Below are 21,971 nucleotides of genomic sequence, written 5' to 3'. Positions count from 1 at the left end.
AGCTGACATGACAGACCTCATCCGTAACACCCTGCGCCGCCTCGACCGGTGGACGCTCGTGGTCTTCAACCCCTACATCGCCTCCGACCACCGGGCCTCCGACCACCGGCGCTGAACGCCGTGAGCGCGGAGCAGACAGCAGCGCCCCCTCCTCGGAGGGGGCGCTGTTGTGTTTCCGCGTCGAGCAGGGGTGGTCAGTGGTGTCCCATGTGCATGGGACCACCCTCGTCGATCTGGGCCATCTCGTCGGGCTCGGGCGGCATGGGCGGCTTCACGAACGCCCAGACGTAGAAGATGATGCCGACGATCAGCATCGACAACCCCATCCATAGGTTCAGAGCCAGGCCGCCAGCCTTGGCCAGCTCCTCGGGCGTCTCACCGATCAGTCCGAGGACGGTCAGGACCAGCCCGTAGACGACGAACAGCAGCCCGATGACCGAGCGCAGGTCGAAGAGGATGGCCGCCAGACCGGGCCGCTCCCGGAGCGTCTCCTCGATGCCGTGGTGCTCGTGATGTTCGTGCTTGTCGTGGTGCTCGTGCTTCTCGTGCGGCTCGGTCATATCGCTCACCACCAGATGATGTAGAGGACCAGAGTGAGGATGAGCACGGCCGTGCCCATGATCACGGGGTTCTTGATCCAGCCTGCGTCGGCGGCCGCCACCGGCCCGCGGCCCTTCTGGACCGGGGTCGACGTCGCCCAGGTGAGCCCGGCCAGCTCCTCGTCGGTCTTGCCCGGGGTGAACTGGGAGACGACGAAGGCGACGAGGCAGCCGACGACGAACGCCGCGCTCGCCCCCATGAAGCTACCGGCCTGCGACGAGACGTTGATGATGTCGGCGCGGACGAGCAGGTCGACGAGCACCGCGGTGGCCACCCCGGACAGCAGGGCGATCCAGGCGGACGTACCGGTCATCTTCTTGTAGAACAGGCCGAAGATGAAGATCGCGAACAGCGGGGCGTTGAAGAAGCTGGCCAGCGCCTGGATGTAGTCCATCAGGTTCGAGAAGCTGCCGGCCAGGTAGGCGGTGAAGATCGCGATCACGCACCCGCCCACGGTGACGGCGCGGCCGACCTTGAGGTAGTAGCCGTCCTCCCGGCCCGGCTTGACCCAGTCCTGCCAGATGTCGTAGGTGAACACCGTGTTGAACGAGCTGATGTTCGCCGCCATACCGGCCATGAAGGCTGCGAGGAGGCCGGCGATGGCGACACCCAGCGCGCCGTTCGGGAGGACCTCCTTCATCAGGAGCGACAGCGTGTTGTTGTAGGTGACGTCGGTGGCGCCGCCCGCTTTGAGGGTGACCAGCTGCGGGATGAGGACCGCGGCGACCATGCCCGGAATGACGATGACCAGCGGGACCAGCGTCTTCGGGAAGGCCCCGATGATCGGGGTCATCCGACCGGCGTTCATGTTCTTGGCCGAGAGCGCGCGCTGGACCTCGGCGAAGTTCGTGGTCCAGTAGCCGAACGAGAGCACGAACCCGAGCCCGAAGACGATGCCGAACACCGACAGGAACGAGTTGGAGATCTCCGTGATCGGGGTGCCCGGCCAGGACGAGAGCTGCTCGGCCCCGCCCGGTCCGGCGGTGATCTTCTCGACCAGCCCGGAGTAGCCGCCGACCCGGGCCAGCCCGGCGACGGTGACCGGGATGAGCAGCGCCAGGATGACGAAGAACTGCAGCACCTCGTTGTAGATCGCCGCGGACAGCCCGCCGAGGAAGGTGTAGCTCAGCACCACCAGGGCGGCCACCGGGATCGCGACCGCCTGTGGCCAGCCCAGAAGCGCCTCGAGCACCAGGCCCAGCGCGTACAGGTTGACCCCGGCGATCAGCAGCGACGCCAGTGCGAACACCACGGCCTGCACCCGCTGGGTGGTCCGGTTGAACCGGATCGCCAGGAACTCGGGGACGCTGCGGGCCTTGCTGCCGTAGTAGAACGGCATCATCACGATGCCCAGGAACACCATCGCGGGGACGGCGCCGATCCAGTAGTAGTGCGCCGTCGGGATCCCGTACTGGGCCCCGTTCGCCGTCATCCCGATGAGCTCGATGGCGCCGAGGTTCGCCGAGATGAACGCCAGCCCCGTCACCCAGGCCGGCAGGGACCTGCCGGACAGCAGGAAGTCGAGACTGGACGAGATGGATCGTCGGGCCACGAGCCCAATACCGAGTACGAGTACGAAGTAGAACGCGACCAACAGGTAGTCGAGCGCGTTCGCGTCGAGTCTCAGGTCTGTCTGGGCCTGAGCCAGGAATCTCATGCGTGGCCGCCTTCCGCCGCGTCGTCGCCAGCGAGGGGATCGTTCGCCACCCGGGCCGATCCCGCCAGACCTGATCGACGATTCACCCGTTCCTCGGAACCGGTTTCGCGAAGTACCGGCTGTTCGGCGAGTGCCTATAGACCCCGAAACCGGCCATTTCCGTGTACCCGGCGCTCATGTAGAGGGCCATCGCCTCGGGCTGGGACAGGCCCGTCTCCAGCACCATGCGGCGCCGTCCGGCACGGGCCGCGGTGCGCTCCAGCTCGCCGAGCACGGCCCGCGCGTAGCCCCGGCCACGGTGTGTGACCAGCACGAACATCCGCTTGATCTCCGCGTCGCCGTCGCGCAGCGGCTCGCCGAGCTCGCCGAGCTCGGCGTCGCGCGGCCGCCAGCCACCGCATGCGACCGGAGTGCCGGCGACGTAGCCGACGGTGAAGAACCCGTGCGGCGGGGCGAACTCGTCAGGGTCGACCGGAGTCGCGTCCCCGTCACCATATCGTTGCACGTACTCCCACTGAACGGCAGCGACGAGGAGCGTCACGTCCGGGTGTCCGTAGGCGCGAGCGTGCAGCTCCAGCACCCGTGTGATCAGTCGGTCGGGCTCGGAGCGGCGTCGTCCAGGACGGCGGTGCGGGTGCCGCCACCGTCGGCCCCCGAGCCAGCCTTCGCCTGCTGCCGCCAGTGCGTCAGCGCGCGCTCGGTGTAGCCGTTGGGCTCCTGCCGACCGGCGAACACGAGCTCGAGCGCGGCCTGGAACGACGGGCTGTGCTCGAGGTCCTTGCTCATCGGTGCGTAGCCGGGCTCCTTCGCGTTCTGCTCGTCGACGAGCACCGCCATGCGGGCGAAGGTGTCGCGGACCGTGGCCTCGTCGACCAGCCCGTGGTGGAGCCAGTTCGCGATCTCCTGGCTGGAGATCCGCAGCGTCGCCCGGTCCTCCATCAACCCGACTCCCTCCAGGTCCGGCACCGTGGAGCAGCCGATTCCCAGCCCGACCCAGCGCACGACGTAGCCGAGGATCGACTGCGCGTTCGTCTCGAGCTCGTGGCGCTTCTGCTCCTCGGTCAACTGCGCTCCGCGCTCCGGGAGCAGGGGCGCGACCAGCAGCTTCCGCCGGTCCGTGAGCGGGCGCTTCGCGATCTCGTCCTGCACGGCGTGCACGTCGGTGTCCAGGTAGTGCAGCGCGTGCAACGTGGCGGCGGTCGGCGAGGGCACCCACGCGGTGTTCGCGCCGGCCTTCGGCTGGGCGCCCTTCGTGTCGAGCATCGCCCGCATCCCCGCGGGCTGCGCCCACATGCCCTTCCCGATCTGGGCGTGCCCGGCGAAGCCTGCCCGCAGGGCGACGTCGACGTTGCGGTTCTCGTAGGCCTGCAGCCAGACGCTGCCCTTCTCGTCGTCCTTGCGGATCACTGGCCCGGCCTCGAACACGGTGTGGATCTCGTCGCCCGTGCGGTCCAGGAATCCCGTGTTGACGAAGATGACTCGCTCCGCGGCCCTGGCCACACAGGCTTCGAGGTTGACCGACGTGCGCCGCTCCTCGTCCATGATCCCGATCTTGATCGTGGTCGGCGGCAGGTCCAGCGCCTGTTCCACGGCGGTGAACAGGTCGACCGACAGGCCCACCTCGTCCGGGCCGTGCATCTTCGGCTTGACGACGTACAGGCTTCCGCTGCGGGAGTTGGAGAACCGGCCCAGCCCGCGCAGGTCGTACAGGGCCGCGACCGCGGAGACGAGGATGTCGAGGCACTCCTCCAGCAGCGGGTCGCCGTCGGCGGTGCGCACGGCGTCGAGCCGCATGTGGTGCCCGACGTTGCGGACCAGCAGCAGCGAGCGCCCGGGCAGCACGAGCTCGGACCCGTCAGCCAAGTCCGAGTTCACGGCGGTGTAGGTGCGGTCGCCGTTCACGGTGCGGGTAACCGTCTTCCCGCCCTTGGGGAAGGAGGCCTCCAGCTCGCCCGTCATCAGGCCGAGCCAGGCCCGGTAGCCACCGACCTTGTCCGGGCCGTCGACGGTGGCGACGGAGTCCTCCAGGTCGACGATCGTGGTGACCGCCGACTCGAGCACGACGTCCGCGACGTGCGCGTGGTGCTGCCCGCCGACCCGTTGCCCGCCGTCGATCGTCAGCTCGACGTGCAGGTTGTGCCGGCGCAGCAGCACCGCGTCCGGCGAACCCGGTTCGCCTCGGTAGCCGGCGAGCTGGCCGGCGTCGGCGAGCCCGACGGCCCCGTCCGCCGTCTCCGCGGCCAACGTCGCGCCGTCGAGGCGGTAGGCGGTGATGTCGGCGTGCGAGGCGCCCTGCAGCGGGAAGTACGCGTCGAGCAGCCGGTCGGCCTCCGCGATCACCTGCGCACCGCGCTGCTCGTCGTAGCCGCGGGCGAGTTCGTGGTCCAGAGGCAGGGCGTCGGTGCCGTAGAGCGCGTCGAACAGCGAGCCCCAGCGGGCGTTCGCGGCGTTGAGCGCGTAGCGCGGGACCGTCGCCGGCACCACGAGCTGCGGCCCCGGCACCTCCGCGATCTCCCGGTCCACCCCGGTGACGGAGATGCGGGGCTCCTCCTGGGGCAGGAGGTAGCCGATCTCGGTGAGGAAGTCGACGTAGCCGTCGAGCTCGTCTTCACCGGGCGCGCCGTGCTCGCGATGCCAGGCGTCGAGGCGGGCCTGCAGCTCGTCGCGGCGCGCCAGCAGCTCGACCGCGCGCGGGGCGAACCGCTCGTGCAGCCCGGCCAGCGTCGTCCAGAACCACTCCGGCGACAGACCGACTCCCGGCAGCAGCTCGTCCGCCACGAAGGCGCGCAGCGCGGGATCCACCTGCAGGCCGCCGGTCTGGGCTGCGTCGCCGGTCTGGGCTGCGTCACTCACCTGGATCCACCATCCTCGTACGGTTCGTCGTCCGCGGTCGCCCGTTTCCTACCACTCCGGACCGTCGAAAGCCGGGCCTGCGGACAGAGCTGTGCACAACTTCCCGACCGGGGCGGGCCTGATCGGTCGACGAGTGGGTAATCACGCCGTCGCGACGTAGTCTTGCGCTCTGCCCAGTGACGGGAGGTGCGGTATGGCCCTGCCGCTGACGGTGCGGCGTGCGTTCGAGAAGGCACTGAACCCGCACGACGTGCTCACCGACCTTGTGCAGTGCCGCGCCTACGAGTGCGACGGGCTCACCGGCTACCGGGTCGTGCCCGAGCTCGTGCTGCTCCCCCGCGACGCGGCTCAGGTCGCCGCGGCCGTCCGGGTCTGCGCGGAGCACCGGGTGCCGTTCGTCGCCCGCGGCGCCGGCACCGGTCTGTCGGGGGGCGCGCTGCCCGTCGCGGACGGCGTGGTGATCTCGCTGGCCCGGCTCAAGCGGATCCTCGAAGTCGACCCGGTCGACCGGCGGGCCGTCGTCGAGCCCGGCGTCACGAACCTCGAGATCACCGCCGCGGCCGCACCGCACGGGCTGTACTACGCCCCCGACCCGAGCAGCCAGCAGGTCTGCACGATCGGCGGCAACGTCGCCGAGAACTCCGGCGGCGCGCACTGCCTCAAGTACGGGTTCACGACGAACCACGTGCTGGAGATGGAGGTGGTGCTGGCCGACGGGTCGGTCGTCACCCTCGGCACCGAGACGGGCGACCAGGCGGGGCCGGACCTGCGCGGGGTGTTCCTCGGCTCGGAGGGCACGCTGGGGATCACCACGAAGATCACCGTCCGGCTGCTGCGCACACCCGAGTCGGTGCGCACGCTGCTCGCCGACTTCCCGTCGGTGGGCGCGGCGGGCGACGTGGTCAGCGACATCGTGGGTGCGGGGATCGTGCCCGCCGCGGTGGAGATGATGGACACCCTCGCGATCGAGGCGGCCGAGGAGGCCGTGCACGCCGGCTACACCGTCGGCGTGCCCGCGGCGCTGATCGTCGAGCTCGACGGGCCCGAGGCCGAGTGCGACGCCGGGTTCGCCCAGGTCAAGGAGATCTGCGAGAGGCACGGCTGCACGCGCCTGCACATCGCCGGCTCCGCGGAGGAGCGGGCGGCGATCTGGCGGGGCCGCAAGGCGGCGTTCGCAGCGGTCGGCCGGATCTCGCCGGACTACTTCGTGCAGGACGGCGTGGTGCCCCGCACCCGGCTGGCGGAGGTCCTGGGGCGGATCGGGGACATGGGCGACGAGGCGGGGCTGCGGGTCGCGAACGTCTTCCACGCGGGCGACGGCAACCTCCATCCCCTGGTCCTCTACAGCTCCGCCGCCGGGGAGACCGAGCGGGCCGAGCACCTGTCCGGGGCGATCGCCGAGCTCTGCGTCGAGCTGGGCGGGTCGCTGTCCGGCGAGCACGGCATCGGCACGGACAAGGCGTGCTCGATGCCGAAGATGTTCGGTGAGGACGACCTCGCGACGATGGCCCGGGTGCGCTCGGCGTTCGACCCGCACGGCCTGTGCAACCCCGGCAAGGTGCTGCCCACACCGCGCCTGTGCGGAGAGCGGCCCGGCCGGTACAAGCCGCACCCGCTGGAGGAGGCGGGAGTCATCGAGCGGCTCTGACGCGTGTCCTGAGGATCGACGCCGCAGCGAAGCAAGACGAAGATCCCCAGGTGGAAGGAGAGCCCGGACACCTCAGGAGACGACCACCACCGTCGGCGAGGAGCACCCGTGACCGCAACTCTGATCAATCCGACCGACCTCCGCGGCGTCCGCGATGCCGTGCTCGACTCGGCCGGTCCCCTCGCGGTGACCGGCGCCGGTACCGCCGCGAACTGGGCCGGCGCACTCGGCCCCACCGACGCCGTGCTGGACCTGCGCGCGTTGAACGGAGTGATCACGCACAACCCCGGCGACATGACGGTGTCGGTTCGCGCGGGCACGCCGCTGCGCGACCTGAACGCCGAACTGGCCGGTCACGGGCAGCACGTGGCGCTGGACGCCGCCCGCGTCGCCGACGGTGCGACGGTCGGTGGTCTCCTGGCCACCAGCGACGCCGGGCCGGGCGCGCTGGTGCACGGCTCGCTGCGCGACCTCGTGATCGGTGTGACGCTGGTGCTGGCCGACGGCACGGTGGCGCGCAGCGGCGGTCACGTGATCAAGAACGTCGCGGGCTACGACCTCGCGAAGCTGGTGCACGGCGCCTACGGGACCCTCGCCGTCGTCGCGGAGGTCGTCCTGCGGCTGCACCCGCTGCCGCACGCGGTGGCGACGCTGGTGCTGCCGTGTCCGCTGGAGGAGGCCGCCGAGCACGCCGCCCGAATCCTCGGGGGCCCGTACGAGCCGGCCGCGCTGGAGTGGGTGTCGGACCCCGACGCGCTGCTCGTGCGCATCGAGGGCACGGAGGCGGCGCTCCCGGACCGGGTGGAGCGGCTACGGGAGCTGCTCGGGCCGGCCGCGACCGTCGCGGCCGTCTCTCCTGCCGACGGACGGGACAGTCGCCGGAAGCCACCCGACGACGGGGCGGCTCGTCAGGATCTCGACGACGCGCCTGCGGGGACGGACGCAGGGGCGGGAAGTGCGCCCGACGCCACAGCCCCGGACGTCAGCGCGGCCTCGGGTGTCGCCGCGGATCCGGCCGGTCCCGGCACCACCGAGGCCGGACGCCTCGCCCTCTCCCGCAACGAGGGCGACGAACAGCCACCAGCACGGTCGTCGGCGACGCCGACCGATGACGAGGGCCCGCCGATCGACGACCGTCTCGCCAACCCGTGGGACCGGCACGCGCGCCTGACCCGCGGGACGCTCGACGACGCCGTCTTGCGGATCGGGGTGCGGCCCTCCCGGCTCCCGGGCGTGCTCGCCGCGCTGGACGCCCGGTCGGTCACCGCCGGCCTGGGCACCGGCGTCGCCACCGTCGCGCTGCCCGCCGACCCGGCCGTGGTCGCCGCGGCGCATACGACCGTGCACGCCGCAGGGGGCACCTCCGTGCTGCGCAGCCGCCCCGTCGGCTTCGACGCCGCCGCGTGGGGGCCGCCGCCGTCCGCGATCGCCCTGCTCCGCGCCGTCAAGAACGAGCTCGACCCCCACGGCCGGTTCGGACCGGGCCGTCTCGCACCGTGGCTGACCGAAGGAGCCCCGTGAGTACGACACCCGCCGGTTCGGCAGAGACCAACCTCCCGCAGACCGGGCCGAGTGCCTTCGACGACCACCACCCGCCCCAGCGAGAGTTGCTCGACGACTGCGTGCACTGCGGCTTCTGCCTGCCCACCTGCCCGACCTACCAGCTGTGGGGCGAGGAGATGGACTCGCCGCGCGGGCGGATCTACCTGATGAACCTCGCCGAGAAGGGCGAGATCGAGCTGGACGGGCCGTTCACCGAGCACATCGACGCCTGCCTGGGGTGCCTGGCGTGCGTGACCGCCTGCCCGTCCGGCGTGCAGTACGACAAGCTGATCGAGTCGGTGCGCCCGCAGATCGAGCGGAACGTCCGCCGCAAGCCCGCCGACCGGCTGCTCCGCGAGACGATCTTCGCCCTGTTCCCGTACAAGCGGCGGCTGCGGGCCGCCGCGGTCCCCGGGGCGGTCTACCAGCAGCTGCGCCGGCTCGCACCCGTGCGGACGCTCGCCGCGAAGCTGCCCGGCCGGCTGGGCGCCCTCGAGTCGCTGCTGCCGCCGGTGTCGCTGCGGGAGGCGTTCGCGCGACTGCCCGAGCACACTCCCGCGGTGGGCGAGCGGCGGGCCTCCGTCGCGCTGCTCACCGGATGCGTCCAGGACGTGTTCTTCCACCGGGTCAACGCCGCCACCGTGCGGGTGCTCGCGGCGGAGGGCTGTGACGTGCACGCCCCACGCGCGCAACAGTGCTGCGGAGCGCTGGAACTGCACGCCGGGCGCGAGGACGACGCGCTCGCCCGCGCCCGGCGCGAGATCGACGTCCTCGGCTCCCTGGGCGTCGACTACGTCGTCACCAACGTCGCCGGTTGCGGGTCGTCCATGAAGGACTACGGCCATCTGCTCGCCGACGACCCCGAGTGGGCGGAGCGGGCCGCGGCGTTCAGCGCCAAGGTCCGCGACGTGCACGAGGTGCTCGACACGCTCGGCCCTCGGGCCCCGCGGCACCCGATCCGCGCCCGGGTGGCCTACCACGACGCCTGCCACCTCGGGCACGGCCAGCAGGTGCGCACCCAGCCCCGGGCGGTGCTGCGCACGATCCCGGACCTCGAGGTCGTCGACATCCCGGAGGCGGCGATCTGCTGCGGCTCGGCCGGCATCTACAACATCGTCATGCCGCACCCGGCGGCGGAGCTGGGCAACCGCAAGGCGGCGAATATCCGCTCGGTGCAGCCCGACGTCGTGGTCACCGCCAACCCGGGCTGCCTGCTGCAGATCGGCAAGCACCTGGCCGCGCCCGCGCTCGACGGGAAGACGGCGGACGGTCGGGCCCAGGAGGGCACCGAGCCGGACCGGGCCGACGTGCCGCTGCTGCACCCGGTCCAGTTGCTCGACGCCTCGATCCGCGGGGTGCCGGTCCCCCGCACCTGAGCCGACGCGCGGCCGTCGGCGGCCGACAGCCTCAGCAGGGATGATGGTCGCGTGCGCGTGGCCGAGCTGTGGCGGTACCCGGTCAAGTCCCTGCAGGGCGAACCGGTGAGTGCCGCCGTGCTGACGTCGACCGGCCTGACCGGCGACCGCTGCTGGGCACTGTTCGACCAGGAGACGGGCCTGGGGCTGACCGCCCGGCGGCACCCGGAGCTCCTGCATGCCGCCGCGCGGCTCCGCGACGACGGCGGGGTCGACATCACCCTGCCGGACGGCTCGACCGCCGCCGACGACGCCGCACTCTCGGCGTGGCTGGGCCGGCCGGTGGCGCTGCGGGCCGCGGGAGACGCGACCGGTCCGCGCCGCTACGAGAACCCCGAGGCCGCAGAATCCGAGGACTCGTGGAGGGTGTTCGAAGGCTCTGCGCAGGCCTTCCACGACAGCATCCCCGTGACCCTGCTGTCGGCCGCCACGATCGGCACCCGCCCGGTGCGGCGGTTCCGGCCCAACGTCGTGCTCGGCGGCGGCGACGAGGATGCGCTGCTGGGTGCCGTGGTGCAGATCGGGGGCGCGACGGTCGCGGTGACGAAACCGGTGGCGCGGTGCGTCATGGTCACCCGGTCGCAGCCGGACGGCATCGGGATCGACCGCGAGGTGCTGCGGTGGATCCACCGGGAGCGCGGCGGCGTGCTCTCCGTGGGCGGGGCGGTGGTGCACGAGGGCGCCGTTCGCATCGGCGACGAGGTGCGCCCGGTTCCCCGCGCCTGACAGGAGCGTGGTCCGGCGATCGTGTCGGTGGGCGCCGCTAGCGTGCGGCCATGACCTCCACCACACTCGACTGGACCAGGCAGCTGTCCGAGCAGCTGGAGTGGCACTGGACCAGGCAGCTGCGTCCCCGCTTCGACGGCCTGACGGACGCCGAGTACTCCTGGGAGCCCGCGCAGCCGGCGTGGAACGTCCGTCGGCGCACCGCCGAGGGGCAGCCGGGCACCGGTCCGTTCACCGTCGACTTCGCGTTCCCCGAGCCGGACCCGCCACCGGTCCCCACGATCGCGTGGCGGCTGGCGCACGTGATCGTCGGCGTGCTGGCCGTGCGGGTGGCGTCGCACTTCGGCGGGCCTGCGGCCGACTACGGGAGCTTCGCGTACGCCGGCACGGCCGCCGAGGCGCTGGCGCAGCTGGACGACGCGTACGCACGCTGGACCGCCGGGGTCGGCGGTCTCGACCCTGCCGGTCTCGCGCGGCCCTGCGGGCCGGCGGAGGGGCCGTTCGCCGAGTACCCGATGGCCGCGCTCGTGCTGCACATCAACCGCGAGGTGATCCACCACGGGGCGGAGGTGGCACTGCTGCGCGACCTGTACCGGGCTCAGGCGAAGTGATCCCACCCCGCAGGGCCGCCGTCGTACGGGCGTCCGTCGACGAGCACCACGGAATCGGCACCGTCGGCCGCCTCCACGGTGCCCACGCGGACCCAGCCGAACGGCAACAGGGCCTCGGCGGGGAACGTCGCGGCCAGCGCGTGGTCGTCGCCGCCGGTGAGGAGCCAGTGCCGGGGGTCCGCCCCCAGCGCGGCGCCCACGTCGCGGAGCCGGGCGGGCACGTCGAGGGTGGCGCTGCGGAGGTCGATGCGGACGCCCGAGGCGCGGGCGATGTGGCCGAGGTCGGCGAGCAGTCCGTCCGACACGTCGATCATCGCCGTGGCGCCGGCCTTCGCGGCCTCCGGGCCGGCCGCGTACGGCGGCTCGGGCACCCGGTGAGCGTTGACGACGACCGCGGGCGAACGGAAGCCGCGCTGCAGCACCGCCAGCCCCGCCGCCGCCCAGCCCAGCCGCCCCCGCACGGCGACCAGGTCGCCGGGGCGGGCGCCCCCGCGCAGGACGGGAGGCCGCCCCTCGAGCGAACCGAGAGCCGTCACCGCGACCATGAGCTGCGCGGACGACGCGACGTCGCCCCCCACCACACCGGCACCGACGACGCCGGCCTCGGCCCACAGCCCGTCGGCGAGGGCGGTCAGCGTGGCGACGGGGGTGTTCGCCGGGCAGGCGAGGCCGACGAGCAGCGCGGTCGGCACCGCACCCATCGCGGCGATGTCGGCCAGATTCGCCGCCGCCGCACGGCGGCCGACCTGCTCGGGCGTCGACCAGTCGAGGCGGAAGTGCACCGTCTCGACGAGGACGTCCGTGCTCGCGACCACGCGGCCGTCCGGTGCGGCGACGATCGCGGCGTCGTCACCCGGCCCGACGATCGTGGCAGCGGGTTGTGACCGGCCGGTCGCAACCCGTCTGATCAGGCCGAACTCACCGATCTCCCCGAGTGTGCCGTCCGTCTCGGCAGGGGCATTTCCCGCCTGTGACGATGGGGTCAACGGGCCCTCCTCGGGTACGGTCGTCCGACTTTCCTACCCGCAAACACCGTCACAGTCGGAAGGGGCACGCCGTGGTGCACGCTTACATCCTTGTCCAGACGGAGGTCGGCCAGGCGGCCGCGGTCGCCAAGGAGATCGGCGCGATCCCCGGCGTGGTGTCGGCCGAGGATGTGACGGGCCCCTACGACGTCATCGTGCGCGCGGAGGCCGACGGCGTCGACAACCTCGGTCGGCTCGTCGTGGCAAAGGTGCAGGGCGTGCCGGGTATCACCCGTACGCTCACCTGCCCGGTGGTGAACCTGGCCTGAGGCAGCGGGTCGACGACGGACGTCGCCACGCCGGAGGCAGGATGAGGGGGTGACCGACCCCGCCACGTCCGAGACCCGCCCCGCCCGGGGGCGGCGACGGTGGCCGTCCGTTCCGGTGCTGGTCGCCCTGGCGCTGCCGTTGCTGCTCGCCGTGGCGGTCGCGGCCGTCGGAGTCGTCGGGCGCGTGCAGGGGGTCGAACGAGCCGGACTCGGGAGCGCCGGCGGCACCGCCACGACGGCGGCGGCCGCACCGGAGACGGGGCCGCTCGCGGTCGTCCCCGTCGAGGCGCCCGACGCCGGTGGCCCGGACTGCAGCGCGCTGCTCGCAGCGCTTCCGGCCGAGCTGCCTGCGGGCAGCGGCACACTGCCGACACGCCCGCTGGCCGACCCGGCTCCACCGGGGACGCGCGCCTGGGCGGCGGCGCCGCGGCCGGCGGTGCTGCGGTGCGGACTCACCCGGCCTGCGGAGCTGACCCCGACCTCGGCGCTGCTGGAGGTGAACGGCGTCCGCTGGCTGCGCCTGGACGACGGGGTGCCCGACCCGGTGATCGTGACCTACGTAGCGGTCGACCGGCCGGTGTACGTGGTGCTCACCGCACCCACCGACGCCGGGAGCGGACCGCTCCAGGCCGTCGCCGACGTCGTCCGGCAGACGTTGAGCGCCACGGACGTCGCGGTGCGCTGACGGATCAGCGGAAGCCGGCCTTCTTGGAGCACACCGGCCACGCCTTCCAGCCCTGCGTCTTGAGCACCCGCTCGGCGACCCGGATCTGCTCGGCCTTGCTCGCCTTGTGCGCCGAGCCGTGCCCGCCGTGCGCCTTCCAGGTGCTGGGCGAGAACTGCAGGCCGCCGTAGTAGCCGTTGCCGGTGGCGGTGTTCCACTTGCCGCCGCTCTCGCACTGCGCGATGCGGTCCCACTTGGCCGTGGGCGTCGCGGCGTCGGCGGTGCCGGCCAGCGCGACGGGGGCGCCCAGGGCGACGGCGGTGGCGACAGCGGCCTGCAGCAGGCGGCGGCCCTTGGGCTTGCGGGTGGTGAATCGCGATTCCATGAGCTTCTCCTCGGTTCAAGGGGCCCGACGCTCGAATTTCGGCGCTCGGTGACCCGGACGAGAAGAACGCTACGGAGCAGTATTGATTACGACCAGGTAACGCTCCAGCTGAGTGAAACGACATCCCTGTTTCTTGACGACCATCACAACGCGATCACGGTCGATTTACCTGCAATAGTTTCGGTATGGAAACGTCGTTCGATGCCCTCGAACATCGACGCTGACCAGCCGAAAGGTACGACCGCTCGTGCAGATCAACACGGCCATTCCGCCCGTCGCAGCACCCGTATTCGAACTCTGCGTGACCGGGTGGCGACCGCCCCTCGGGAAGTGGTGGCGGTCACGCTTTCCCAGCGATTCTCCGCACCGCCGCACCACTCGTCAGCGCAGGCCGAGCTTGCGGGAGCAGGCGGGCCACGCCTTCCAGCCCTGCGTCCTGAGCACCCGCTCGGCCACCTTGATCTGCTCAGCCTTGCTCGCCTTGTCCGGCGAACCCTTGCCGCCGTGCGCCTTCCAGGTCGACTTGGAGAACTGCAGACCGCCGTGGTACCCGTTGCCGGTGGACGTGTTCCACCTGCCACCGCTCTCGCACTTCGCGAGCCGGTCCCAGTGACCTTTCGGCGCCGCATCGGCGATGTCGGCGACGGCCAACGGAGCTCCGAGTGCGACAATCCCCACAACGGCGAACCGGCCCAGCACGCGACGTGATCGGGCGGCGACGGACTCGTCCATGGATCTCCTCCTCGACGAGGGACCCGGCCGTGATCGGGGACACAACCGGAACGCGCCGGACGATACGTCCGAAACGCGATCACAGCAGCATCACTGAATGGATTCTTGAATATATCTGCAGGTCAAAGGGTGGATCACATCGCTATCACAGCGGAACAGTGCCGGATTGGAAAGGAAATTGCGGCTAGCGCAGGCCGGTCCCGCGGGCCAGCGCCGTGTCCACCAGCGTCGCCAGCAACGTCGGGTAGTCCACACCCGTCACGGCCCACATGCGCGGGTACATCGAGATCGAGGTGAAGCCCGGCATGGTGTTCACCTCGTTGACCACCGGCACGCCGTCCGCACCGAGGAAGAAGTCGACACGCGCGAGCCCCTGGCAGTCGAGTGCCCGGAACGCCGCGACGGCCGCCTCCTGGACCCGCACGGTGACGTCGTCGTCGAGCTTCGCCGGGATGTCGAACTCGCAGACGTCGTCGAGGTACTTCGCGTCGAAGTCGTAGAAGGCCGCCGACCCGACGATCCGGATCTCCGCGGGCAGACTCGCGCGGACCGTCCCGTCGGGCAGCTCCAGCACGCCACACTCCACCTCGCGCCCGATGATCGCCGCCTCGACCAGCACCTTCGGGTCGTGCGCGCGGGCTGCGGAGATCGCGTCGTCGAGCGCCGCCCAGTCCGTGACCCTCGTGATGCCCACCGACGAGCCGGCGCGGGCGGGCTTGACGAACACCGGCAGGCCGAGTCGCTCGCGCTGCTCCCCCGTGAGCGTCGGCGTGCCGGGTCGCAGGACGACGAGGTCGCCGACCGGCAGACCGTCGGCGACCAGCAGCTTCTTCGTGAACTCCTTGTCCATGCCCGCGGCGCTCGCGAGCACGCCCGCGCCGACGTAGGGCACGCCGGCCATCTCCAGCAGTCCCTGGATCGTGCCGTCCTCCCCGAACGGCCCGTGCAGCACGGGGAACACGACGTCGACGCCGCCGAGCACCTCACCGGCCCGCCCCGGCTCGAGCACCACCAGCCCACCGCGGGTCGGATCGCCGGGCAGCACGACGGCGGTGGCCGACGGGTCGACCGACGGCAGCTCCCGCCCGTGGATCGCGAGTTGTTCGGGGTCGTCCGTGCCCAGCACCCAGGCGCCGTCGGGCGCGATGCCGACGGGCACGATGTCGAACCGCTCGCGGTCGAGGTGGCGCAGAACGCTGCCCGCGGAGACGCAGGAGATGGCGTGCTCGCTGCTGCGGCCTCCGAAGACGACCGCCACGCGGGTCCGGCCCGGCCGTGTGCTCATGTTGCCCGAGCCTAGGGTCTCGACGTTTCAGTCCTCGTCGAGACCCAGCAGGCGCAGGTCCGGCGCGCCGAGAGTGCCCGAGTCGACCAGCGCGTCGATCAGGTTCCGGCGGTACGCACTGTCGTAACCCGTGCTGCCGGGGTCGGGCACCAGCGCCTCGACACCCTGCGCCGCGAGCCGCTCGCGGACCCGCTTGACCAGGCGCTCGACCTTCCTCGGCACCCACACGCCGGGCTGGATGACGTCGAGTTCCTCGGCCGCCTCGCGAGAGGTGAGCAACGTCGCGCCGGGACGACGCAAGAGCACGCGCTGGGCGACGACCGTCAGCACCAGCCGCTCCGCCGGGTCCAGCCGGAAGCAGCGGACCGGCACCGTGCCCGAACCAGGTTTGCGGTGCGGCTGCTCGGCCGCACCGACCACGTGCACGCGCACGAGGTGCACATCCCGTGGGTCGGCGCCCTCCACCAGCAGCGAGGTCCGGCCGTCGGCCAGTGGGACCGGCTCGTCCCCCTTGCGGAGCACCTGGGTGCCGCCGACCCGGACCGGCCGCCCCGGGCACGTACCCACCAGCACCCGGAGCTGTACTCCAGGGCGCCGTGCCGGCGGCTCACTCCGGCATCGTCGGAGCCGACGCAGATGTGCACGTTCGGCCGGTCGCGGCCGAACCACAGCACCATCCCCTCGGTTGGGCTCACGGTCAGGCCGCTGTCGGGTTCGAGCACGACGAGGGTGCCAGGTCTCATGCCCGTCAACCGCGTCCCTCCTTCCGAGCAGCTGCGTCGTGCGCACAGGGTACGAAAGCCGCCACAGCAGTGAGCGACCCTCGGTATCCGAAGTGTGACCCGGCACACGGGGACCCCTCCCCGACCATCCCCCGTCACAATGGCGGCCCGCACACAGGATCCCCGGACGAGTGGAGGCGAGGCATGTCCCTCCGAGTGGTCCCGGACGCGCTCGACGCCGAGCTGACCGGCCGCGTCGAGGCGCAGAACCACCTCGCGGACGCCCTCGTCGAGCTGGAGCGCCACCCCGGCAACCGGCTGCTCGGATCCGCGGCACTGACGGGCACGACGGCCGCGAGATGGGCGGCCGTCCGGGACCTCCTCCCCCGGTTGTGGACCGACCTCGCGGCGCATCGCGTCGTCGTGGCCGCCGCCTGTGCCGTGCGCACCCGGCGGCCGCGGCCCGGCGAGCGCGAGTGGGCGGAGCTGCACGAGCTGCTGGTGGCCCGGACCGTGGAGGCAACGACCCTCACACTGGGCGAACTCGCGACCCGGATGGAGGGGCGGATCCGCGAGGTGGCCGACGTCCTGGAGGCGGCCGAGACCGTGCATCTCGCAGCGCTGGCCGGGCTCGGCCCACTCGTCGAGCGGGTACGCGACGCGCAGGCCGCGGACGCGAACTGCTGGAGCCCGACGACCCGGACGCCGCGGCGCTCGCCGCGATGGCGACGGCCGTCGACGAACGGCTCGCGACGTGCACGAACGATCCCTTGTCTCTGCCGGCCCGGCTGCCGCGCGATCTCGCCGAGGGCATCGGCGACGGCCTGGACGCGCTCGAGGCGCGGCTGGCGGAGCTGGCGACGGTCCGCGACGGATGGGCCGACCGACGGCGGGCCGTCGCCGACGCGGTCGCGGCGCTCGACCCGCTGTGGGCACAGGAGGCCCAGGCCCGTGACGAGGCTCTGGCGCGCGTCGCCGTCGTCCTTCCCCCCCCATCGGATGCCCGGCCCGCGCTGCACCGCCGGCTCGCCGCGCTGCCGATGACCCGACCGCAGGCCGCCGCCCTCGCCGCCCTGCCCGGCCTCGACGCCGGCGCGACTGCCGCGGCAGACGCGCTCCGCGGCGCCGTCGAGCGGGCGACGGGGGTGACCGATCGCCGGGCCGAGCCCGCCGGTCGGTTCGCGGCCTACCGGGCGAAGGCACTGCGACTCGGGGTGTCCGACGATCCGGCCGTCGTCGCGCTGGCGACGCAGGTCCGCGCCCTGCTCTCGGCGCCACGGACCGACCTGCAGGCACTCACGCCCGCGCTGGTCGCCTACCAGCAGCGGGTGAACGGCGTGGAGAGGAGACCGGCATGACCGGTGCTGCACGTCCGGGCGCCACCGGCACGGCCGCAGGCGCGTCGTGCACCTCCGACGGGTGCGACGGGGTGCTGGAGGCCGACGGTTTCTGCGACACCTGCGGGCACGCCGCATCCCCCCCTGTCGTTTCGCGGACGGCACCGGCGCTTCCGCTGCCCCGCGCCGCGCCGGAGGCGACGGGCCGGCACGCGACGCCGACCGCAGCCGCCGGCGCGAACAACGGGACACCCACGGCGCCCCCCACCGCACGCCCCACCGCGCCACCGACCGCGGCCCGCCACGGCGCTCTCACCGTCATGCCCACCGGGTCGCAGCACGGCGTCCCGACCGGCGCACCCTCCGAGCCGTCGAGCACCACGGCAGGCGGCCGCTGGAGCGGGCCCCTGTCGACCGGCCCCACCGGCTCGTCGCGACTGCGCCGCGCAGGCGCGACCGACGAAATCCCCCCGGTGCCGCGCGTCAACCCGTCCAGCGCGCTGCTGCGCGACCGCCAGGTGCCCGAGCGCGACCGCTACTGCCGCCACGGTGGCAAGCCCCACGCCGTCGGGCGCAGGCGGGAGGGACGTCCCGGCCTCGTGCGCGGCTACTGCCCCCAGGACGGCACGCCGTACTCGTTCGCCCCGCCGCTGTCGGAAGGAGCGCTGGTCGCCGGCCAGTACGAGGTGCGGGGCGCACTGGCGCACGGCGGGCTCGGCTGGATCTACCTCGCGGTCGACCGCAACGTCGACGACCGCTGGGTGGTCCTCAAGGGCGTCCTCGACGCGAACGACCCGGCCGCGCTCGCCGCCGCCCGCGCCGAGCGGCAGTTCCTCGCCCAGCTCAACCACCCGAACATCGTCGCGATTCACAACTTCGTCCGGCACGTCGATGCCGACGGGGTGGCCGCCGACTACATCGTGATGGCCTACATCGGCGGCTCGACGCTCTCCCAGGTGCGCGACGCCCGGGCCGGCGACGGCGCGCTGCCCGTCGCCCACGCCCTCGCACTCGCCTACATGATCAAGGTGCTGCCGGCGCTCGGCTACCTGCACGCCGAGGGGCACGTCTACAGCGACTTCAAGCCGGACAACGTGATGCAGTGCGAGCGGCACCTCACGTTGATCGACATGGGTGCCGTGGCGCGCATCGACGACGCGGACGCCGTCGTCTACGGCACCGTCGGCTACCACGCCCCGGAGGTCGTCCGCGCGGAGCTGTCGCCCGCCTCGGACCTGTACACGGTCGGCCGCACCCTGGCGGTGCTGGCGCTGGGCATCGAGGCCGCGCAGGACGGGGTCGCGACCGAGCTCCCCGGCGACCACCCGCTGCTGCTCCGCCACGAGTCGCTGCACCGGCTCCTGCTCCGGGCCACGCACCCGGATCCGCGATACCGGTTCGGTTCGGCGGACGAGATGGCCGAGCAGCTCGACGGCGTGCGGCGCGAGGTGCTGGCCGTCGACGAGCAGCGCCCGCGGCCCGGACAGTCGGTGGTCTTCTCCGCGCCGCGAGGCACGTTCGCCGCCAGCCTGCTGATCGGTCGCACCGGGCCGGAGCGGCCCGTAGCCGCCCGGGTCGCGGACCTCCTGCCGATTCCGCTGGACGCCGCGGACGCCGATCCGGACGACTGGAGCCACGGCTGGTCCGCCGCGGTCGCCGCACTGGCGACCGGCGACCTCGACACCGCCCGTGCCGCCTTCGACGCCCTGTACTCGACCTTCCCCGGCGAGCTCGCCCCGAAGCTCGCGCTCGCCGCCGCCGCCGAGTGCGCAGCCGACGACGAGGGCGCACAGCACTACTACGCACTGGTCGCGACCGTCGACCCGAGTTGGGCCGACGCCGCTTTCGGGCTCGCCCGTACCCGCTTGCGTGCCGGGCAGCGGGCTGCCGCGGTGGCCGCCCTGCACGCCGTACCGACGAGCTCCAGCGCCTACATCGCCGCGCAACGCGCTGCCGTCGAGGCGACGCTGCTCCGCCACGACACCGGCGCTGCCGACGACGACGAGCTCCGCGCGGCGGCGGCGCTCCTGGAGCGACTCGACCTGGACCCGCTCACCACCCAGCGCATGCGTGTGGCCGTGCTCGAGGCGGCCGTGGACCGGGTCGACGCGAGTACCGGACCGGGGGCGCCGGTGCTGGGCTGCGCCTGGGAGGGGCGTGCGCTGCGGCTCGAACTGGAGGGGAGCCTGCGCAGGTTGGCGAAGCTGACGCCGGATCGGGCGGAGAAGATCACGCTCGTCGACCGGGCCAACAGTGCGCATCCCCGGACGCTGCGGTGACCACGGAGATCTCGACGGTCGTTCTGTGCCCGCGGTGCGGGACGTCCCCGGTGGCGGGCGACCGCTTCTGCGAAACCTGTGGCGCGGACCTGCGCGAACGCCCGGCCGCGACCGCATCGGGAACCGCCGACCACGTCGAGATCACCCTCGACGGGGGCGGCGCCGCCGTGAGCGACCGCGAGTACGTGCGCACCCGCAACGAGGACGCGGTCGCTCTGAAGAGCGTCGACGCCGCCGAGGCGCCCCTGCGGGCGGTCGCGGTGGTCTGCGACGGCGTGTCGTCGGTGCGGTCGTCCGAGCTCGCCGCACGGGCGGCCGCCGACGCCGCGCTCGACGTCCTCCTCGAAGGCACCGCAGGAGAGGGCCACACCCGTAGAGCCGTCGCCGCGGCCGCCGCAGCGGCCGCGGCGCTGGTGCCCCGCGGCACTCCCGAGCCGCCGGCGTGCACGCTGGTGTGCGGTGTGCACGACCTGGCGGACGGGGTGCTCACCGTCGGCTGGGTGGGCGACAGCCGGGCCTACTGGCTGGCCGAGCCGGGCGCCGCCGAGCCCGCGCGCCTGCTGACTGCCGACCACACGGCGGAGGCGGCTGCTGCAGCCGGGACCCTCGACCCGGCGCTCGCCGCCGTCCGGCCCGACGCGATCACGCGGTGGCTCGGGGCGGACGGCGACGCCGAACCGGACCTCGTCGCCCTCACCCCCGCCGGCCCGGGTGCGCTGCTGCTGTGCACCGACGGGCTGTGGAAGTACCTCCCCGATGCCGACGTGCTCGCCGCCCTCGCCCTCCCGGCGCTGCGGAGCGGCGGTCCGCACGCGGCCGCCGCCGCGCTCACCGCGGCCGCGCTCACCGCGGGCGGCGCGGACAACGTCACCGTCGCCGTCCTTCCCGTCCACCTGCACCAGGAGGAGAGATGACCCCGTCCGGGACCGCCGTCGAGGCCGAGTTCACCGTCCCAGCCAGATTCACTCTCCACACAGACCAGAACCCGTACCTGGCACCCGGCACGACGCGGGTCGACGCCGTGGTCACCGTCAACGCCACGGGCGGCGGCGCGCCGGCCGACGCCGTGGAGATCATCGTCGTGGACTGCTCCGGGTCGATGGCCGGCGAGAAGATCCGGTCCGCCCGGCGGGCCACAGCGGCAGCGATCGCCGAGCTGCGCGACGGCGTGGCGTTCGCGGTGATCGCGGGCGACCACCGGGCGCAGCAGGTCTACCCGGACGCGGGCACCGCACGGGCCGACGAGCGCACCCGGGCCGAGGCCACCCAGCGGGTCGGCCTGCTGCGCGCGGACGGCGGCACCGCGATCGGCGCCTGGCTGCGCGCGGCTCGAGGTCTCGCCGACCGGCACCCCGACGCCGTGCGCCACGCGATCCTGTTGACCGACGGGCAGAACGGCGAGGACGCGCCGGTGTTCACCCGAGCCGTGCAGAGCTGCGTCGGCACGTTCACGTGCGACTGCCGCGGCGTCGGCACCGACTGGCGGGTCGACGAGCTGCGCACCGTCTCGTCCGCGCTGCTCGGCACGGTCGACATCGTCGCCCGGCCCGAAGACCTGGCCGCCGACTTCCGGGCACTGACCGGGGCGGCGATGGCCAGGAACGTGCCCGACCTGTGGCTGCGCCTGTGGACGCCGCAGGGCGCGGTGGTGCGGTTCGTCAAGCAGGTCGCCCCGGCGGTGGAGGACCTCACCGACCGCCGGGTCGCCGCGGGCCGGCAGCGGGGCGCGTACCCGCTGGGTGCGTGGGGCGCGGAGAGCCGCGACTACCACCTGTGTGTGGACGTCATGCCCGCGGCGGTGGGGAAGAAGGTGCGGGCGGCGCGGGTCGATGTTGTCCGCGGCGACGGCTTGTACGGGGACGACGCCCTGGCCGAAGCGAACGTGATCGCCGAGTGGACCGACGACGCGTCGCGCTCGAGCGCCATCGACCCGAGGGTCGCGCACTTCACGGGCCAGGTCGCGCTGGCGGGCGCCATCGCGGACGGCCTTGCGGCACGCGAGGCGGGCGACGTGCCGCGGGCCGAGGAGCGCCTCGACGAGGCGGTGCGGCTGGCTGCGGAGTCGGGCCACGACGACACGGCGCGGCTGCTGGGTGGTGTCGTCGAGGTGCTGGACGTGAAGACCGGCACCGTCCGGCTGCGTCCGGATGCGGACAAGGCGGGCGCGATGGCGCTGGACGCCCGCAGCACGCGGACGATCACCGTGGGCCGGACGGGCTGA

At 73.0% G+C, this 21,971-nt stretch carries 19 protein-coding genes and 1 pseudogene; 11 read left to right on the top strand and 9 right to left on the bottom strand.

The annotated features are described in order from the left end of the window. Positions 1 to 194: 194 nt before the first annotated feature. The 4 genes from RM445_RS15415 to RM445_RS15400 form a co-directional block, all read right to left on the bottom strand. Positions 195 to 569 carry a hypothetical protein gene (locus RM445_RS15415; protein WP_397469313.1) on the bottom strand — a complete coding sequence of 125 codons (375 nt, stop codon included), beginning with the start codon at positions 567 to 569 and terminating at the stop codon, positions 195 to 197. Then, the gene (locus RM445_RS15410; protein ID WP_311556972.1) at positions 566 to 2,257 is read right to left on the bottom strand and encodes a sodium:solute symporter family protein; all 1,692 of its coding nucleotides are present in this window, start codon (positions 2,255 to 2,257) and stop codon (positions 566 to 568) included. Before RM445_RS15410 ends, RM445_RS15415 begins: the two co-directional genes overlap by 4 nt. Before the next feature lie 82 nt (positions 2,258 to 2,339). Beyond that, entirely contained in the window at positions 2,340 to 2,834 is a 495-nt protein-coding gene (locus RM445_RS15405; protein ID WP_311557197.1) for a GNAT family N-acetyltransferase, read from the bottom strand. Positions 2,835 to 2,845: 11 nt separating this feature from the next. Then, positions 2,846 to 5,110 (bottom strand): malate synthase G, encoded by a 2,265-nt coding sequence (locus tag RM445_RS15400; protein WP_311556971.1) that lies wholly within the window; start codon positions 5,108 to 5,110, stop codon positions 2,846 to 2,848. Between the two features lie 193 nt (positions 5,111 to 5,303). On the opposite strand from RM445_RS15400, the gene RM445_RS15395 reads away from it, so the two are divergent. The 5 genes from RM445_RS15395 (at position 5,304) to RM445_RS15375 (ending at position 11,052) form a co-directional block, all read left to right on the top strand. After that, positions 5,304 to 6,758, top strand: coding sequence for an FAD-linked oxidase C-terminal domain-containing protein (locus RM445_RS15395; RefSeq protein WP_311556969.1), 1,455 nt, complete (start codon positions 5,304 to 5,306; stop codon positions 6,756 to 6,758). A 108-nt stretch (positions 6,759 to 6,866) separates the two neighbouring features. Further along, positions 6,867 to 8,279, top strand: a complete 1,413-nt coding sequence (locus RM445_RS15390; RefSeq protein ID WP_311556967.1) for an FAD-binding oxidoreductase — start codon at positions 6,867 to 6,869, stop codon at positions 8,277 to 8,279. After that, entirely contained in the window at positions 8,276 to 9,676 is a 1,401-nt protein-coding gene (locus tag RM445_RS15385; protein ID WP_311556966.1) for a (Fe-S)-binding protein, read from the top strand. Before RM445_RS15390 ends, RM445_RS15385 begins: the two co-directional genes overlap by 4 nt. Before the next feature lie 51 nt (positions 9,677 to 9,727). Beyond that, the gene (locus RM445_RS15380; protein WP_311556965.1) at positions 9,728 to 10,441 is read left to right on the top strand and encodes an MOSC domain-containing protein; all 714 of its coding nucleotides are present in this window, start codon (positions 9,728 to 9,730) and stop codon (positions 10,439 to 10,441) included. A 50-nt stretch (positions 10,442 to 10,491) separates the two neighbouring features. Then, positions 10,492 to 11,052: a DinB family protein gene (locus RM445_RS15375; RefSeq protein WP_311556964.1), complete on the top strand. Its 561-nt coding sequence runs from the start codon at positions 10,492 to 10,494 to the stop codon at positions 11,050 to 11,052. On the opposite strand, the gene RM445_RS15370 is transcribed toward RM445_RS15375, so the two are convergent. Next, positions 11,040 to 12,038: a thiamine-phosphate kinase gene (locus tag RM445_RS15370; protein ID WP_311556963.1), complete on the bottom strand. Its 999-nt coding sequence runs from the start codon at positions 12,036 to 12,038 to the stop codon at positions 11,040 to 11,042. The two genes, RM445_RS15375 and RM445_RS15370, sit on opposite strands and share 13 nt — an antisense overlap. A gap of 71 nt (positions 12,039 to 12,109) precedes the next feature. Between RM445_RS15370 and RM445_RS15365 the strand changes: the two genes are divergently transcribed. Both RM445_RS15365 and RM445_RS15360 read left to right on the top strand, forming a co-directional pair. After that, positions 12,110 to 12,346, top strand: a complete 237-nt coding sequence (locus tag RM445_RS15365; protein ID WP_311556961.1) for an Lrp/AsnC family transcriptional regulator — start codon at positions 12,110 to 12,112, stop codon at positions 12,344 to 12,346. Between the two features lie 49 nt (positions 12,347 to 12,395). After that, entirely contained in the window at positions 12,396 to 13,031 is a 636-nt protein-coding gene (locus RM445_RS15360) for a DUF3515 domain-containing protein (RefSeq protein ID WP_311556959.1), read from the top strand. Positions 13,032 to 13,044: 13 nt separating this feature from the next. On the opposite strand, the pseudogene RM445_RS15355 reads toward RM445_RS15360, so the two are convergent. The 4 genes and pseudogenes from RM445_RS15355 to RM445_RS15340 form a co-directional block, all read right to left on the bottom strand. Then, positions 13,045 to 13,395: pseudogene (locus RM445_RS15355) on the bottom strand (transglycosylase family protein); the annotation flags it as partial. A gap of 381 nt (positions 13,396 to 13,776) precedes the next feature. Then, positions 13,777 to 14,127: a transglycosylase family protein gene (locus RM445_RS15350; RefSeq protein WP_311556957.1), complete on the bottom strand. Its 351-nt coding sequence runs from the start codon at positions 14,125 to 14,127 to the stop codon at positions 13,777 to 13,779. Between the two features lie 184 nt (positions 14,128 to 14,311). Beyond that, entirely contained in the window at positions 14,312 to 15,412 is a 1,101-nt protein-coding gene (locus RM445_RS15345) for a D-alanine--D-alanine ligase family protein (protein WP_311556956.1), read from the bottom strand. A gap of 27 nt (positions 15,413 to 15,439) precedes the next feature. Beyond that, positions 15,440 to 15,985 carry a hypothetical protein gene (locus RM445_RS15340; protein WP_311556955.1) on the bottom strand — a complete coding sequence of 182 codons (546 nt, stop codon included), beginning with the start codon at positions 15,983 to 15,985 and terminating at the stop codon, positions 15,440 to 15,442. 871 nt (positions 15,986 to 16,856) lie between these two features. Between RM445_RS15340 and RM445_RS15335 the strand changes: the two genes are divergently transcribed. The 4 genes from RM445_RS15335 to RM445_RS15320 are packed head-to-tail and all read left to right on the top strand — an operon-like array spanning position 16,857 to position 21,971. Further along, the gene (locus RM445_RS15335; RefSeq protein ID WP_311556954.1) at positions 16,857 to 17,492 is read left to right on the top strand and encodes a hypothetical protein; all 636 of its coding nucleotides are present in this window, start codon (positions 16,857 to 16,859) and stop codon (positions 17,490 to 17,492) included. After that, positions 17,489 to 19,750, top strand: a complete 2,262-nt coding sequence (locus tag RM445_RS15330; RefSeq protein ID WP_311556953.1) for a serine/threonine-protein kinase — start codon at positions 17,489 to 17,491, stop codon at positions 19,748 to 19,750. Before RM445_RS15335 ends, RM445_RS15330 begins: the two co-directional genes overlap by 4 nt. Continuing rightward, the gene (locus RM445_RS15325) at positions 19,747 to 20,664 is read left to right on the top strand and encodes a protein phosphatase 2C domain-containing protein (protein ID WP_311556952.1); all 918 of its coding nucleotides are present in this window, start codon (positions 19,747 to 19,749) and stop codon (positions 20,662 to 20,664) included. The genes RM445_RS15330 and RM445_RS15325 overlap by 4 nt, the downstream gene beginning before the upstream one ends. Then, the gene (locus tag RM445_RS15320; protein WP_311556950.1) at positions 20,661 to 21,971 is read left to right on the top strand and encodes a VWA domain-containing protein; all 1,311 of its coding nucleotides are present in this window, start codon (positions 20,661 to 20,663) and stop codon (positions 21,969 to 21,971) included. The genes RM445_RS15325 and RM445_RS15320 overlap by 4 nt, the downstream gene beginning before the upstream one ends.

The organism is Pseudonocardia charpentierae (assembly GCF_031845345.1).
GTDB classification, from domain to species: domain Bacteria; phylum Actinomycetota; class Actinomycetes; order Mycobacteriales; family Pseudonocardiaceae; genus Pseudonocardia; species Pseudonocardia charpentierae.
Note: the sequence above shows the minus strand (reverse complement) of the source record. Positions and strands in the feature narration are given on the sequence as shown.